Here is a 14,315-nt window from a genome sequence, read left to right as displayed (position 1 = left end):
GGGCTTTTTGTTGCCCGAAACCGGGGTCTGACCCCGAATCGAGGAAACATTTCCAAAAATCGGGGTCTGACCCCGGTTTCTGGAAATGTTCCTGGCTGCGTCATCTTTTGTTGACGGTGCACGAATCGTCAACTAAGATTGACGCATGATCGATATGATTTCCCTCCCCCATCCCGACGATCCCGCCGAAGCGCTGGCGGCGGTCGTTGCGCTGCGCCTGGCCGCGGACAAGCTCGAACGCCAGGCCGTGGCGGCCGCCATTGCCCAGGGCTGGTCCTGGAGCCAGGTAGCCGATGCGCTGGGCGTATCGAAGCAGGCGGCACACAAGCGCCTGGCCCCGTTGATCCAATCCTAGTGTGAAAGGAACATCATGCTGCAGCGACTGAAACAGCGCATCGCCGACATGCGCACCATCAAGGCCCTTTGCGAGGGCGCCGAGCGGCATGCGAACACGATGGGGGAACCGGAGCCGGGCCCGGAACATTTCCTGCTGGCGGCACTCGACCTGCCGGATGGCCTGGCACGGCGTGCCTTTGCCGCAGCGGGAACCGATCCATCGCAGCTGAAGGCCGGCATCACCACCGCGCATGGTGCCGCGCTCGCGGCGGTCGGTGCCGATCCGGGGCTCGTGGCGGGAGAAGCGTCGGTACCGCCCCGGAAAGGCATTTACCGGTCCAAGGGATCGATGGAAGCCGTGATGCGTGCGCTGGCGGACTGGCCGCGCGCAGCCGGCGAAGCACTGACAGGCGCGCACGTGGCGGCGGTCGTCGCATCGAGCCCGCAGGGCACGGCGGCACGCGCCCTGAAGGCGATCGGTACCGATGCCGCGGCGCTGGCCTCTGCCGCCCGTGCGGAAATTGCCGCGGCGGCGCGCCACGCGGCATGAGCCTGGCCGGTTTTCCGGCCATTTGTTGTTCCATGCCACCATCCCCGCGGCCGCGCCTTGCTTAGTAACCGCTACCGTCGTACATTTTGTTATGAAAAATGCATATAAATTTCATAACTAAACTATACGAGGGATTCATGGGGATGACGCGGCATCAAAACAACTTCAACCTGCTGCGCCTGCTGCTCGCACTGCTCGTGCTGCTGTCGCACGCGCCCGAGCTGCAGGACGGCGACCGCCACCGCGAATTGCTGACCCAGCTGTTCCACACGCTGTCGTTCGGCGAGCTCGCGGTGGACGGCTTTTTCCTGCTGAGCGGCTACCTGATCGTGCAAAGCTGGGATCTCGATCCCGTGCCGGCGCAATTCCTGCGCAAGCGCGTGCTGCGCATCTATCCCGGGTTCATCGTCGCCAGCCTGGTCTGCGTCTACATCGTGGCGCCACTCGGTGCGGATGCCACGCGCTACTTCAGGGAACTGTCCACGAGCACCGTCGCCCTCTGCCTCGCCGTGCTGCATGGTCCCATCACACCACCCGTGTTCGAGAGCCTGCCCGAACCGCAGGTGAATGGCTCGATGTGGACGATCATGCGGGAATTCGCCTGCTACCTGGCGGTATTGCTGCTGGGTGTGTCGGGAGGCGTGCGGCATCGCGGCGTGTGGCTGGCACTGACGGTGGCGGGTTTTGCCGCCTACCTGTATGCCTCGTTCGGTCTGCCGCTGCCGTGGGCGCCGCTGGGCCTGCTGCTGAACGACCCCATCGTGCGGCTGGGTTCGCTATTCTTCGCCGGCGGCTGCTTCTACCTGTACCGCGACTGCTACCGCTTCACGCGCCGCGGCGCGCTGGTGGCAGCCATGGTGCTGCTGGCATTGATGTTTTCGCGCCGTTATGTCGAACTGGGCCTGGCCACGTTCGGCGGCTACCTGCTGTTCTACTTTGCGTTCCGTCCGATGTGGCTGACGGAATCGTTCAACAGGCTGCCGGACATTTCCTATGGCGTCTACCTGTACGGCTGGCCGGTGCAGACACTGCTGGTGGCTTACCTGCCGCCGCTGTCGCCGTGGCTGAAGCTGGCCCTTGCCTGCGCGATCGTGCTGCCCCTCAGCGTGCTGAGCTGCTACCTCGTGGAACAGCCCATGCTGAGGTTGAAGAATGCGCGGCGCAGGGTGGCAACCGCCAGCGCGGGCACGTGAAAAAAGGCCGGGAAAATCCCGGCCTTTTCATTCAGCACGCCAGATCGCGAGCTTGCTTGCCGCTATTACTTACCGTCCTTGTCCCAGTCGCCCGGCAGTTTGCGCTCGATGCGATCCCAGGCGGAACGGGTGGCGCTCTTCGCTTCGTTCCACGACAGGCGGGAATTGCCCTTCGTGCGTTCCCAGTCGCTTTGCAGGCTCGTTTCGTTGGTGTTCCAGTCGCCGCGGTAGTTGGCACGGCCGTTGTAGCCCAGCGAGTAAGCCGGATCGTAGTCGTCGTACTGGTAAGCCGGGTTGTAGTACGACTCGTTGCGGTGCTGCTGTTCCCAGTAGGTTTTTTCCTCGGCCGGGTTGACCAGGCCGCCGACACCCTTGCCCGTCATGCCGCCAGCCAGTGCGCCGATCGCGCCACCGGCTGCCATGCCGACCGGACCGGCCGCGGCGCCCAGCGCCATGCCGGCCATCGCGCCGCCGCCGGCGCCCACGCCCGTTGCCAGGTGGTGGTCGCTCAGGTCGTCACCCGATTTCGGGTTCACCACCTCGGCCGCGCCCTTGCCTGCCAGGCCGCCGGCGATGCCGCCGACGACAGCGCCAGCCGCCATGCCGATCGGGCCGCCCGGCGTGCCGGCCGCCAGGCCTGCCGCCGCGCCGCCGGCTGCGCCGAGGCCCGTGCCGATCACGTGCTGGCCGGCACTATCCTTCCAGCTCGATTCGATGTGTGCCGCATCTTCGTCGGAGCGTGCATTCACGCCCATCACGATGCCGCCGCCCTTCAGGCCTTCTTCATAGTGCTGCACGCGCTCTTCCGGAATGCCGGCACCGATCAGCGCACCCAGCAGGCCGCCCGTCAGGCCGCCCGCGCCGGCGCCGGCCAGCGCTGCAGCCAGCGGACCGGCAACGACGACGCCCAGGCCCGGCAGCACGAGCGTGGTGCCCACGGCGGCCACGGCCGCCAGCGCGGCACCGATCGCGCCGCCCACGCCGGCACCGATGCCGGCGCCTTCGGCAGCCTTGCTGCCCAATTCGGTTTCGACCTGGTCGCCACTGAAGTAGCGTTTGCGGGTTTCATCGGACATCAGCACGTTGATGTCGTCCTTGCCGTAGCCACGAGAAGTCGCATGATGATAAGCGCGCTCGGCACTGTCGCGATCGTTGAACAGACCGGTGACGAGGCGGGAATTCTGGTTCGATTGGCTCATGAGAGTCTCCTTTTCATGTTGTAAATGGACTGCTCCACAATAGACATTCGAACCACACCTCTCTGTTCGTTTCCGCACCTAGTGCCTGCATTTGCAAATGCCGTTTTTATTGGTCCAGGACAGCGATGACCATTTGTCATCCGACATCGCAGGAACGTACGCTGGCGCACGGACCAAGCACAATCGCCCCCTTACACTTTTTCTCATGGCAGGGCTGGTACGGCCCGGTCTCTTCTCTCAACGATATATAGGGGAACGAGCATGAACTTCATTATCTGGATCGTTATCGGCGGCATCATCGGCTGGCTTGCCAGCCTCGTCATGAAAACGGACGCCCAGCAAGGGCTGTTCCTGAACGTCGTGGTCGGCATCGTCGGTGCACTGCTCGGCGGCTGGCTGCTCTCGCCCCTGTTCGGCACGGGCACCATCAACGCCGACGATTTCAGTCCACTCTCGCTGCTGGTGTCGTTCCTGGGCGCCGTGATCCTGCTGGCCATCGTCAACCTGGTCTTCCGAGGACGCGCACGCTAACCGGATACACATGGCATAGCAAACGAAGCCGGCCGGAAGGCCGGCTTTTTTCATGCCTGATTTCATGCTCGAATACCAAATTTCATGCGGTTTTGCCATCGAAATTCCTGATTGACGAATCTCGATGCGGTGCGGATACTTGCACGCGCCACGTAACCCGCGGCAAATATCGGGACGCCTACAACAACTCCTATACATCGACCATCGCATGAAAAAATCACTTCTCGCGCTCGCTATCATGAGCATCACCTCCGCCCATGCCGACGAAGGCATGTGGATGCCTCAGCAGCTGCCGCAGATCGCCAAGCAACTGAAAGCCGCCGGCCTGAAACTCGATCCGAACAGCCTGACCCGGCTGACCGAATTCCCGGCCGGCGCCATCGTCAGCCTGGGCGGCTGCTCGGCCTCGTTCGTGTCGCCGCAGGGCCTCGTCGTCACCAACCACCACTGCATCTACAACAGCGTGGCGCAGGCTTCCACGCCGGAGCGCGACCTGCTGGCCAACGGCTTCGTGGCCCGCTCGCTGGGCGAGGAAGTGCCGGCCGCACCGGGCACGCGTGTGTTCGTGACGAAGGAAGTGCTGAACGTGACCGACAAGGTCGTCACGCCGGAAGTGGCCAAGCTGTCCGGCAAGGCCCGCAGCGATGCGATCGAGAAGAACCAGAAGGCGCTGGTGGCGGCATGCGAGCAGGATGCCGGCCACCGCTGCACCGTGCCGTCGTTCTACGGCGGCCTGGAGTTCTACCAGATCAAGCAGCTGGAAATCCGCGACGTGCGCCTGGTGCACGCGCCGCCGGCCGGCGTGGGCAAGTTCGGCGGCGATACCGACAACTGGATGTGGCCGCGCCACACGGGCGATTACGGTTTCTACCGCGCCTACGTAAGCAAGGACGGCAAGGCGGCCGACTACAGCAAGGACAACGTGCCGTACGTGCCGAACCATGTACTGAAGCTGGCCAAGGAAGGCGTGAAGGAAGGCGACTTCGTGATGGCCATGGGCTACCCGGGCCGTACCAACCGCCACCGCCTGCCGTCGGAAGTGCAGTTCACGTTCGATTATTCGTACCCGGCCTTCGTCAAGGCATCCGGCGAAACGCTGGCGATCATCGACCGCGAGACCAAGGGCAACAAGGACCTGACGCTGAAATACGCGGGCCAGGTCGCCGGCATCAACAACTATTACAAGAACCGCCAGGGCATGATCGACTCGTATGCCGGCAGCGATTTCCTGCAGCGCAAGAAGGCCGAGCACGAGCAGCTGAAAGCGTGGATCGACGCCGACGCCAAGCGCAAGGCCGAATACGCCGACGACATCACGAAGGTCGAGCACCTGATCGCCGAGCGCGACGCGGAAGCCAAGCGCGACTTCAACTACAGCTATGCCCAGCCGCGCCTGCTGACGACGGCACGCATGCTGTACCGCCTGGCGAACGAAACGCAAAAACCGGATGCCGACCGCAAGTCCGGCTACCAGGTGCGCGACCTGCCGCGCATCAAGTCCGGCGTGGCATCGCTGGTGCGCACGTTCGATCCGAAGGTGGACAAGGCGATCGCCATGCACCACCTGAAGAACTACCTGGCGCAACCGGCCGCCGAGCAGAAAACGGCATTCAATACGGCACTGGGCATTCGCGCCGGCATGAGCGATGCGGAACTGTCCGCGGCGCTGGACAAGCTGTACGCCGGCACGAAACTGAACGACGCCGCGGCGCGCGACGCCTGGCTGGACAAGAAGCCGGCCGACTTCAAGGCCAGCGACGATGCCTTCGTCAAGGCCGCCGTCGCCCTCTACGAAGCCGACATGAAGGCCGAGGCGGAAGAAGAAGAACTGGCCGGCAAGCTGCAGCAGGCCTACGGCAGCTACATGAAGGCCAAGATCGCCTACATGAAGTCGAAGGGCCAGGCCGTGTACCCGGACGCGAACAGCACGCTGCGCGTCACGTACGGCAACATCGCCGGCCGCGCCCATGGCGCCGACGGCACCACCTGGACCGCGTTCACCACCGTCAAGGGCGTGCTGGCCAAGCACACCGGTACAGGCGAATTCGACGCGCCGAAAGCGCAGCTGGATGCGATCAAGGCCAAGGACTTCGGCAAGTACGTCGATCCGAAGCTGAAATCGGTTCCGGTGAACTTCCTGGCCACGCTGGACATCACCGGCGGCAATTCCGGTTCGGCCGCGCTGAACGCGAAGGGCGAGCTGGTGGGCCTGGCGTTCGACGGCACGCTCGATTCGATCATCTCGGACTGGGACTTCAACAAGGCCAATACCCGCGATATCCAGGTCGATTTGCGCTACATGCTGTGGAATATGAAGCATGTGGACAAGGCGGATAACCTGCTGAAGGAGATGGGCGCCGAATAAGCGCTCCTGATTCGCCTGAAGAGCCACGTCCTGTAAGGGGCGTGGCTTTTTTATTGCTTAGTACCAGCATTGAGCATTGCAATTCGGCGTGCAAACAAAAAGAGGCCAATGTTTGCGAAACCTGCTTGTGTATCGAAAAACCAGGAGTGTTAACAAAACCGTTCGCTTATCCTGAGCAACAAGATCGCACATTGAGCTAATATGATCGTCTGCTTTGGGCCAAGACGGACTTTCAATGATTGCGGCTCGCGGCTAGTCTCTGCATGGCTGCCAACCTAAGCACAGGTGGACAATATCGCGATGCATACCGACCATTTTTCAATGGAAGAGCTTCCTAAATGGTATCCCGGTCGAAGGTTCAAGCGCCGGCTTGTCATGGATAGGGCACGTGTTCACACCGTCGTAAATGGCGACGAGATCGCTGCACAGTTCTTGCTCTCTGGCCATTCACTCATCGCGACTTGCTATGATTATTTCGATGGAGTTAGTTATTGGTTCTATCTGATTGATAGAACAGGGAAAATCATCGACAACGTATCAACACCTGACTATTTCGGCTTCATACAGGACGTCAATATTCACGAACCAAACGCTCTCAGTTTTGGCTTCTTCGGAACCGACGATCGATGGCACCTAGTCGTTCAGCCATACGGATTTTGGTCATTCAAATTTGCAGAGCTAGCTAGACGAGCCAATCGGTTCTTCTGGCGTAAGCGGTATGTTTCCCTAAAGCGCGCACCGCCTGCCGATTTATCAGCAGCCTCGTCAACATAACCCAGACCCTCGGTATGAGTGGCGGCTTTGTGGCGAAAGCGGTCATGCTCGACACGGTTTCTGCGCTAGGATGACAGCCATATTCGCGGGCGGATTGATTTCCGCGCACTTCTCGTACCTCGACCGATAGCGAAGTTGCCGCGATGGCCGACTTCGGCACGCCCCCCTGCTTCTACCTTCTGGCGGAAGCATCTTAAAGCCTCTCGGGGCAGGCAGAACCAAGATCTTCGCTATCCCTTCTGCCGTGCACCACAATGCTGCCAGGCCCTGCGCCGTGTCGCGCAATGTACGTCGTGACGCTTGCTCATACCGAACGGCGAACTTCCCTGCACATCTCGCCCGCATGCGTTACATTGTCTTTTTCACACGCAACAACACGCAAACTTCAGGAGAAAAGCATGGCAAAGAAAGTCGCTGTCCTCGTCGGCAGCCTGCGCAAGGAATCGATCACCCGCAAGTACGCCCAGGCGATTGCAAAAATGCTGCCGCCGTCGCTCGAGGCGGAACTGGTCGAGCTGGACATGCCGCTGTATAACCAGGACCTGGATGACGCCAATACGCCGGCCGAGGCGTGGACCGTGTTCCGCGACAAGCTGAAGGCCGCCGACGCCGTGCTGTTCCTGACGCCCGAGTACAACCGCACGATTTCCGGCGCGCTGAAGAATGCGATCGACGTGGGTTCGCGGCCTTGGGGCCAGAGCGTGTGGGATGGCAAGCCGGCCGCCGTCGTATCGCAGTCGCCGGGCGCACAAGGCGGCTTTGGCGCCAACCACAACACGCGCCAGGCCGTGGTGTTCCTGAACGTGCCGGTCATGCCGGCACCGGAACTGTATATCGGCGGCTCGCCGAACTACCTGGGCGAGGACGGCGACATCAACAACGAACAGACGAAGGAATTGATCGGCAAGTTCGTTGCCGCGTTCGAGAAGTGGGTCGAGGCCAACGCGAAGAAATAAGCGCCGGCAAACGAGCCTATTGGCAGGTCGGCGAGCCGAAGCGATAAGGCTCGCCACGCGCTACAGGATGTTCCGGCACCGGCTCGCGGCCGTTTTGTTCCAGTGCCAGCAGTAGCGGCGCGCCCGCTTGCCGCAGCAATGCCAGCCGGGCACCGGGGAAGCGCTGCGGTATCAGGCCGATCTCGGCGGCCGACAGGTTGCCGTGGTTGACCAGCACGCGGCACGATGGCCCGAAATCCAGCATGGCCGCCATCATGGCCGGCCGGGCACCGCCGGGATCGGGCATCGACGTCACCCGCAGCCGCGTGTCGCCCTTGCGAACTGTCATGCCTTCCCATGTGTCGAGCGGATACACGCTGTGGATGCCATGGCTGCGCAGGCGCTCCGCGGTGCCCGTCATCGCCACGACGGGGCGTGCATTCCAGGTTGCCGCGCCCACGCCATGCCAGTCGGGGTTCGACAGCAGCACCAGGTCGGCACCGGCCATGTCGGCCGGCAGCGTGCCGCCATCGGTGCCGGGATCGATCAGCACCGACAGCCCGCGCACGCGCAGCAGCGCGGTGGCGGTACCGAAGAATTGCACCATGCCGCCGGGATCCTGGCGTGCCGCGCCGGCGGGAATCGTGAGCCGGTAGCGCGGCACGTCGGCGGCATGGGCCAGGGCGGCATATGACAACGAGAACAGCAACAAAGGCAGCAACGGCGAACACAGCTTCAGCGGCATCTTCATGGGGCCTCCGGGGAAACCCTACAGTTACCATGCCGCCCCGGACTGGAAGATGAACTGCCGCAAAGCCGCTTGCCTGCAGGGATCGCCGATAGCCGGCGCGTCGCTTTACTGCCTCACCTTATTGCTTCACCTTTACTGCCTCACCTTATTGCCTCACCTCATTGCCTCACTTGCCGGCTCACTTTTTCGGCTCGTAGCGGTACGTTTCGCCATGCTTCAAATAAGTCACCTTCTCCGCCAGCCCCGCCTCCTGCACGGCCTTCTGGAAATCCGACAGCGGCGACTTGAACACCGTGTAGTCGTTGTAGTGGATCGGGATCGCCCGGTGCGGGGCGATGAGCTTGAGCATCTTCACGCCCTCCTTGGCATCCATCGTCACCGTCACGATGCCGAGGATACGCGTGCCGCCCAGGTGCAGCAGCGCCAGGTCCACGCCGGGGAAGCGTTTCGGGATTTCCTCGATATCGCGGTACACCATCGTGTCGCCCGACACATACATGCGATAGCGGCCGGCGGGGGACGAGAAGTCCAGCATCGATCCCATCACGGCCGGCAGCAGCGCGGCTGCCGCCACCGGGCCATGGCGGCCGGGCATCGCCGTCAGGCGCAGCGTCGTGCCGCCTTTCGTCACCTGCACATCCTGCCACGTGCCCAGGCCGATCACGGACGTGAAGCCCAGCTTGCGCAGGTCGTCCGCCGCGGAAGCGGTGGTGACGATCGGCGTGGAACGCTTCAGCTTTTCGCGCACCAGCTTGTCGAAATGATCGTCGTGCAAATGGGACAGCAGCACGAAGTCGATAGGCGGCAAGGCATCGAATTCGATGGCCGGATTCGTCTGCCGTTCCGACGTGAGGCCATAGCCCAGGTGCACATGATCGCCCTTGTGCAGGAAGTTCGGGTCCGTCAGGATCGTCATGCCGCCAAAACGGATCAGCACCGTGGCGGTGCCGATGAACTGCACCGAGTGGTCGGCCTCGCCCGACGTTTCGGCGGCGGGAACGTTCAAGGTGAAGCGCGGCGCCGTGTTTGCCTGCTGCGCGGTGGCAACGCCCCCAAGCGCCAGGGTCAAGATGCACAGCAATTTCATGCCAAAAGCCATCATCCGGTTCATCGGTTCCCTCCTCGTGAAAAGGCGTTGATAGCATGGTTTTCGCTGCCTCGTTCGCACGTTTCCCAGCGGCTGCGGCGTCCTTGCGACACAGGTTGCGATGCTACAATCGCGGCGCGGCCGCCTACCCGGCATCGCCGTTCCCGTCACTGCTCCTGAGATCCAGACCATGCACCCCGAATTGCTCACGCCCATGCCCACGCCTTATGAAAAAGGCAACCAGAACCAGACCACGCTGTGGACCGACTGCATCGCGTTCTATGAAGAACTCGCGCGCCGTTTCCCGCAGGTATTGAGCTTCCGGCAGGCAGGGGTGTCCGATGGCGGCATCCCGCTGCACGTGGGCGTGGTGAGCGCGGACGGTGTGTTCGACCGCGAAGCGATCAAGGCCGCGGGCCGCCCGGTCTTCTTCAACAACAACGGCATCCATCCGGGCGAGCCGGAAGGCATCGATGCCTGCATGGCCATCGTGCGCGACTTCTGCTTCGATCCGGCAAAGCTGGCCACGCTGGGCGACACCGTGCTGCTGTTCGTGCCGGTCTATAACGTGGACGGCGCCCTGAATCGCACGAACACGTCGCGCCCGAACCAGGAAGGCCCGGAGCTGTTCGGCTTTCGCGGCAACAGCCGCCACCTGGACCTGAACCGCGATTTCATCAAGTGCGACACACTGAACGCGCGCGTCTTCAACGAACTGATCACCGCGTGGGATCCGGACGTGATGGTGGATACCCACACGTCCAACGGCGCCGACTACACGTATACGATGACGCTGATCCACACCCAGGCGGACAAGCTGGGCTCCGGCCTGGGCCCCTTCCTGCGCGACACCATGCTGCCGCATCTCTACGCGGAGATGGCAGCGCGCGGCTGGCCCACCTGTCCGTACGTCAATCCGGTGCAGGACACGCCGGACGACGGCATCGCCGAATTCCTCGAAGTGCCCCGCTTCTCCACCGGCTTCACGGCGCTGCACAACATCATCGGCTTCATGCCCGAGACGCACATGCTCAAGCCGTTCAAGGACCGCTACGAATCGATGCGCACCCTGCTGGACGTGACACGCGAATTCACCGTGCGCCATGCCGGCGAGATCCAGCGCCTGCGCCGCGAAGCGAAAGCCGCCCAGCGCCAGCAGCAGGAATGGACGGTGACGTGGAAGATGTCGGACACGCCATCCACCTTCCGCTTCAAGGGCTATGAAGCCCGCCGCCACCCGAGCGTGCTGGGCAACTACACGCGCCTGTCGTACGACCGCAGCAAGCCCTACGAGAAGGATATCCCTTACTACAACAGCTTCCTGCCCGATACCGTGGTGCGGGTGCCGAAGGCGTATGCCATTCCGCAGGCGTGGCGCGAAGTCGTCGCGCGCCTGCAGTGGAACGGCGTGCGGATGACGCGCGTCGAAGCGCCGATGCAGGTCGAGGCGCGCTGGTACCACATCGGCGAACTGTCGACCCGCGCCGCCGCCTACGAAGGCCATATGTTCCACGACGTGGTCGATGTCGAGGCGCGCACCGGCACGTTCACGCTGAATGCGGGCGACTGGATCGTGTCGCTGGACCAGGACAATGCCCGCTACGCCGTCGAAACGCTGGAGCCGCAGGCGCACGACAGCTTCTTCCGCTGGGGCTTCTTCAACTCGGTGCTGGAAAAGAAGGAGGCCATCTCCGACTACGTGTTCGAGGACCTGGCCGTGCAGCTGCTGGAAGAGGAACCGCAATTGCGCGAACGATTCGATGCGTGGAAGGCGGCCAACCCGGACTTGCTGTCGAACCAGGAAGCGGTGCTGGACTTCATCCTGCACCACTGCGCGCGGCATGCGGAGCCGGAGTGGCGCCGCTACCCGGTACTGGGCCTGCTGTAACGAAGGCGGGTCCATGCCACAACCACTTCACTATGCACTGAGCCCGCGCACCTTCTTCCACAGCCACTACTTCCACCTCGGCCTGCGCTTCGGCGCGGGCCTGATCGGCATCATCTGGGCCACGCTGGCGTTCGCCGACATGACGACGGCCATGTCCGTCGGCATCGGCGCGCTGTGCACGGCCCTGATGGACATGCCCAGCCCGTTGCGCCACAAGTTCAACGAGATGCTGGCGTCCATCCTGCTGTGCAGTCTGGTGACGCTGGTGGTGAGCCTGTGCGCGCCGCATTTCTGGCTGCTGATCGCGGTGCTGGTGCTGCTGTCGTTCTTCGCCAGCATGATGATCGTGTACGGCAAGAAGTCGATGCCGCTGCAATTGGCCACGCTGTTCATCATGACGATGTCGATGGAACACCACCTGACGCCGTTGCAGGCGCTGGGCCATGCCGGCCTGTTCACGCTGGGCGGCGTGGCCTACCTCGGCTACGCGATGGGCATCGCCTGGCTGCTGCGCCACCGCATCAAGCAGCAGGTACTGGCCGAGGCGCTGTTCGAGCTAGCGGCCTACATCGATATCAAGGCCGACTTCTACGACACGCGCTACAACCTCACCGAGCAGTTCAACCGCCTGGTGCGCCACCAGGCGCTGCTGGCCGACAAGCAGCAGGCTTCGCGCGACCTGATCCTGCGCTCGCACCAGAACCGCAAGGATGCGATCGTGGTGCAGATTCACGTGTGCATGCTGGACCTGTACGAGCAGATCCTGTCCACGCACACCGATTACACGCAACTGCGCGTGCACCTGGCCGATTCGCCGGCGCTGGAAGCGCTGCGCGGTCTCGCGTTCAAGTGCGCGCGGGACATCGAATCGGTGGCTTACGCCGTCACGCGCAAGAAGGCGTCGTTCCAGACCATCAGCTACGAGCCGGAGCTGGCGGCCATCGAGACGGAGCTGGCCGAGCTGCAGCGCCGCGTGGAAGCGGGCAAGCCGGCGCAGGAAGCGCTGGCCGTGCTGCGCGCGCAGCGCAACAAGGTGCGCGCCATCATCAACATGGTGGACGAACTGCACGGTGCCAGCCAGAAGGCCTACGACAGCACGCCGTTCTGGCAGGATGCCGACATGCAGCCGTTCCTGTCGCAGCAGAAGTACGAGTTCGGCGTGCTGCTGTCGCACCTGCGCATGGATTCGCCGATCTTCCGCTTCTCGCTGCGCGTGGCGATGGCGATCGCGGTGGGCCTGGCCATCGGCACGCTGCTGCCTTATTCGGCGCACAGCTACTGGATCATCCTGACCATCGTGATCATCCTGCGGCCCAGCTTCTCGATGACGAAACAGCGCCGCGGCGACCGCATCGTGGGCACCGTGATCGGCTGCGTGATCACGGCCGCGATCCTGCTGTTCTTCAACCACCCAGCCGTGATCCTGGCGGCGCTGGTGCTGGCCACGATCGCCACGCCCACGTTCGTCTACCTGCGCTACCGCTACACGGCGATCGCGGTGTCGATCATGATCCTGCTGCAGATGAACCTGGCCGCGGGCGGCAGCATCCACGTGATCACGGAACGGCTGGTGGACACGTTCATCGGCGCCGCGGTGGCCACCGTGTTCAGCTTCGTGCTGGCGAGCTGGGAATACCAGAGCCTGCCCAAGCTGGTCCAGCAGGTGCTGGCCGCCAATGGGCGCTACATGGAAGCGGCGTTCGAGCTGTTGCAGGGCAAGTCCCGCAACGACTTCCCCTACCGCATCCAGCGCAAGGGGCTGATGGATGCCCTGGCAATGCTGTCTGCCGCGATGGTGCGCATGCTCGACGAGCCGGCCAGCAAACGCCGCGCGGCGGAAGACATCAACCTGTTCATCGTGCAGAACTACCTGCTGGTGGCGCACGTGGCGGCACTGCGCGCGATCCTGCGCCGCCACGTGAAGGACATCCCGGCGCGCGAGGTGAACCGCATGCTGGCGGCCAGCCATGCGCAGGTAGGCCGCACGCTCGCCGATGCGCTGGCCAGGCACGGCGTGATGGCGCCGGTGCCGAGCCTGGAAGAAGACCTGGCGTGGTCGGAAACGATCGCGCCCGCGGGTTCCGTGGACTGGCCCGGCTGGCCCGTGGTGCAGCGCCGGGTGCGCCTGCTGCAGGCCGATGCGGAAAAGATCCTCGTGCACAGCGAGGCGATCGAACGGAACGTGGTGCGGGCACACGCATAGGTCGCGGCACGACCATGTACTCATCCATGGTCGTTTTGCTATCATTCCAGGCCAAGCCACTATCGCGCCTGTGAATGATGTCCGAATCCACTTCCGACGTATGCCAGGACTGCGGCGCGTGCTGCGCGCACTACCGCGTGTCCTTCTACTGGGGAGAAAGCGATGCCCATCCCGGCGGCACGGTGCCGCGCCACATGACCATCCCCATCACGCCACACCGCATCGCCATGCGCGGAACGGAACAGTCGCCGGTACGCTGCATGGCGCTCGAGGGCAGCGTGGGCGACAAGGTCGGCTGCGCCATCTACCCGTTGCGCTCGGCAACGTGCCGGGATTTCGCCGCCTGCACGCCCGAATGCGACAAGGCCCGCGGCGCATATGGGCTGGCACCGCTGGCCCAGCCGGCACGCCTCCCTGGCCTCTGACCCGGCAATGGCCCGGTAGTGAAAAGCGATGGATGTTCGTGCCAGGCCATGCGGAAATGCCCCGGGATCCATGGGGCC

General features: G+C 63.3%; 13 protein-coding genes. 10 read left to right on the top strand and 3 right to left on the bottom strand.

Annotated elements, in window-relative coordinates; genetic code table 11:
* The first annotated feature begins 145 nt into the window (after positions 1-145).
* The 3 genes from ACY65G_RS09610 (at position 146) to ACY65G_RS09600 (ending at position 2,079) form a co-directional block, all read left to right on the top strand.
* Positions 146-355, top strand: a complete 210-nt coding sequence (locus ACY65G_RS09610) for a helix-turn-helix domain-containing protein (RefSeq protein WP_464997143.1) — start codon at positions 146-148, stop codon at positions 353-355.
* Between the two features lie 15 nt (positions 356-370).
* A complete protein-coding gene (locus ACY65G_RS09605) occupies positions 371-886 on the top strand; it encodes a Clp protease N-terminal domain-containing protein (protein ID WP_464997142.1) in 516 nt (171 codons plus the stop codon).
* Between the two features lie 143 nt (positions 887-1,029).
* Entirely contained in the window at positions 1,030-2,079 is a 1,050-nt protein-coding gene (locus tag ACY65G_RS09600) for an acyltransferase family protein (protein WP_464997141.1), read from the top strand.
* 65 nt (positions 2,080-2,144) lie between these two features.
* On the opposite strand, the gene ACY65G_RS09595 is transcribed toward ACY65G_RS09600, so the two are convergent.
* Positions 2,145-3,278 (bottom strand): hypothetical protein, encoded by a 1,134-nt coding sequence (locus ACY65G_RS09595; protein WP_464997140.1) that lies wholly within the window; start codon positions 3,276-3,278, stop codon positions 2,145-2,147.
* Between the two features lie 261 nt (positions 3,279-3,539).
* Between ACY65G_RS09595 and ACY65G_RS09590 the strand changes: the two genes are divergently transcribed.
* The 4 genes from ACY65G_RS09590 (at position 3,540) to ACY65G_RS09575 (ending at position 7,904) form a co-directional block, all read left to right on the top strand.
* Positions 3,540-3,809 (top strand): GlsB/YeaQ/YmgE family stress response membrane protein, encoded by a 270-nt coding sequence (locus tag ACY65G_RS09590; RefSeq protein ID WP_137315003.1) that lies wholly within the window; start codon positions 3,540-3,542, stop codon positions 3,807-3,809.
* Between the two features lie 208 nt (positions 3,810-4,017).
* Entirely contained in the window at positions 4,018-6,174 is a 2,157-nt protein-coding gene (locus tag ACY65G_RS09585) for a S46 family peptidase (protein ID WP_464997139.1), read from the top strand.
* 300 nt (positions 6,175-6,474) lie between these two features.
* Entirely contained in the window at positions 6,475-6,948 is a 474-nt protein-coding gene (locus ACY65G_RS09580; protein WP_464997138.1) for a hypothetical protein, read from the top strand.
* A gap of 398 nt (positions 6,949-7,346) precedes the next feature.
* A complete protein-coding gene (locus ACY65G_RS09575; protein WP_464997137.1) occupies positions 7,347-7,904 on the top strand; it encodes an NADPH-dependent FMN reductase in 558 nt (185 codons plus the stop codon).
* Positions 7,905-7,920: 16 nt separating this feature from the next.
* Here ACY65G_RS09575 and ACY65G_RS09570 read toward each other — a convergent pair whose 3' ends face one another.
* A complete protein-coding gene (locus tag ACY65G_RS09570) occupies positions 7,921-8,634 on the bottom strand; it encodes a hypothetical protein (protein ID WP_464997136.1) in 714 nt (237 codons plus the stop codon).
* Between the two features lie 178 nt (positions 8,635-8,812).
* Positions 8,813-9,721: an MBL fold metallo-hydrolase gene (locus ACY65G_RS09565; protein WP_464997135.1), complete on the bottom strand. Its 909-nt coding sequence runs from the start codon at positions 9,719-9,721 to the stop codon at positions 8,813-8,815.
* Between the two features lie 190 nt (positions 9,722-9,911).
* On the opposite strand from ACY65G_RS09565, the gene ACY65G_RS09560 reads away from it, so the two are divergent.
* The 3 genes from ACY65G_RS09560 to ACY65G_RS09550 all read left to right on the top strand — a co-directional run bounded on the left by ACY65G_RS09560 (position 9,912) and on the right by ACY65G_RS09550 (position 14,237).
* The gene (locus ACY65G_RS09560) at positions 9,912-11,609 is read left to right on the top strand and encodes a M14 family zinc carboxypeptidase (RefSeq protein WP_464997134.1); all 1,698 of its coding nucleotides are present in this window, start codon (positions 9,912-9,914) and stop codon (positions 11,607-11,609) included.
* 13 nt (positions 11,610-11,622) lie between these two features.
* Positions 11,623-13,812: an FUSC family protein gene (locus ACY65G_RS09555; RefSeq protein ID WP_464997133.1), complete on the top strand. Its 2,190-nt coding sequence runs from the start codon at positions 11,623-11,625 to the stop codon at positions 13,810-13,812.
* Positions 13,813-13,886: 74 nt separating this feature from the next.
* Positions 13,887-14,237 carry a YkgJ family cysteine cluster protein gene (locus ACY65G_RS09550; protein ID WP_464997132.1) on the top strand — a complete coding sequence of 117 codons (351 nt, stop codon included), beginning with the start codon at positions 13,887-13,889 and terminating at the stop codon, positions 14,235-14,237.
* Positions 14,238-14,315: the final 78 nt, after the last annotated feature.

The sequence above is a fragment of the Pseudoduganella sp. jia 12 genome, assembly GCF_055502675.1.
This window is presented reverse-complemented; position numbering and strand designations above follow the sequence as displayed.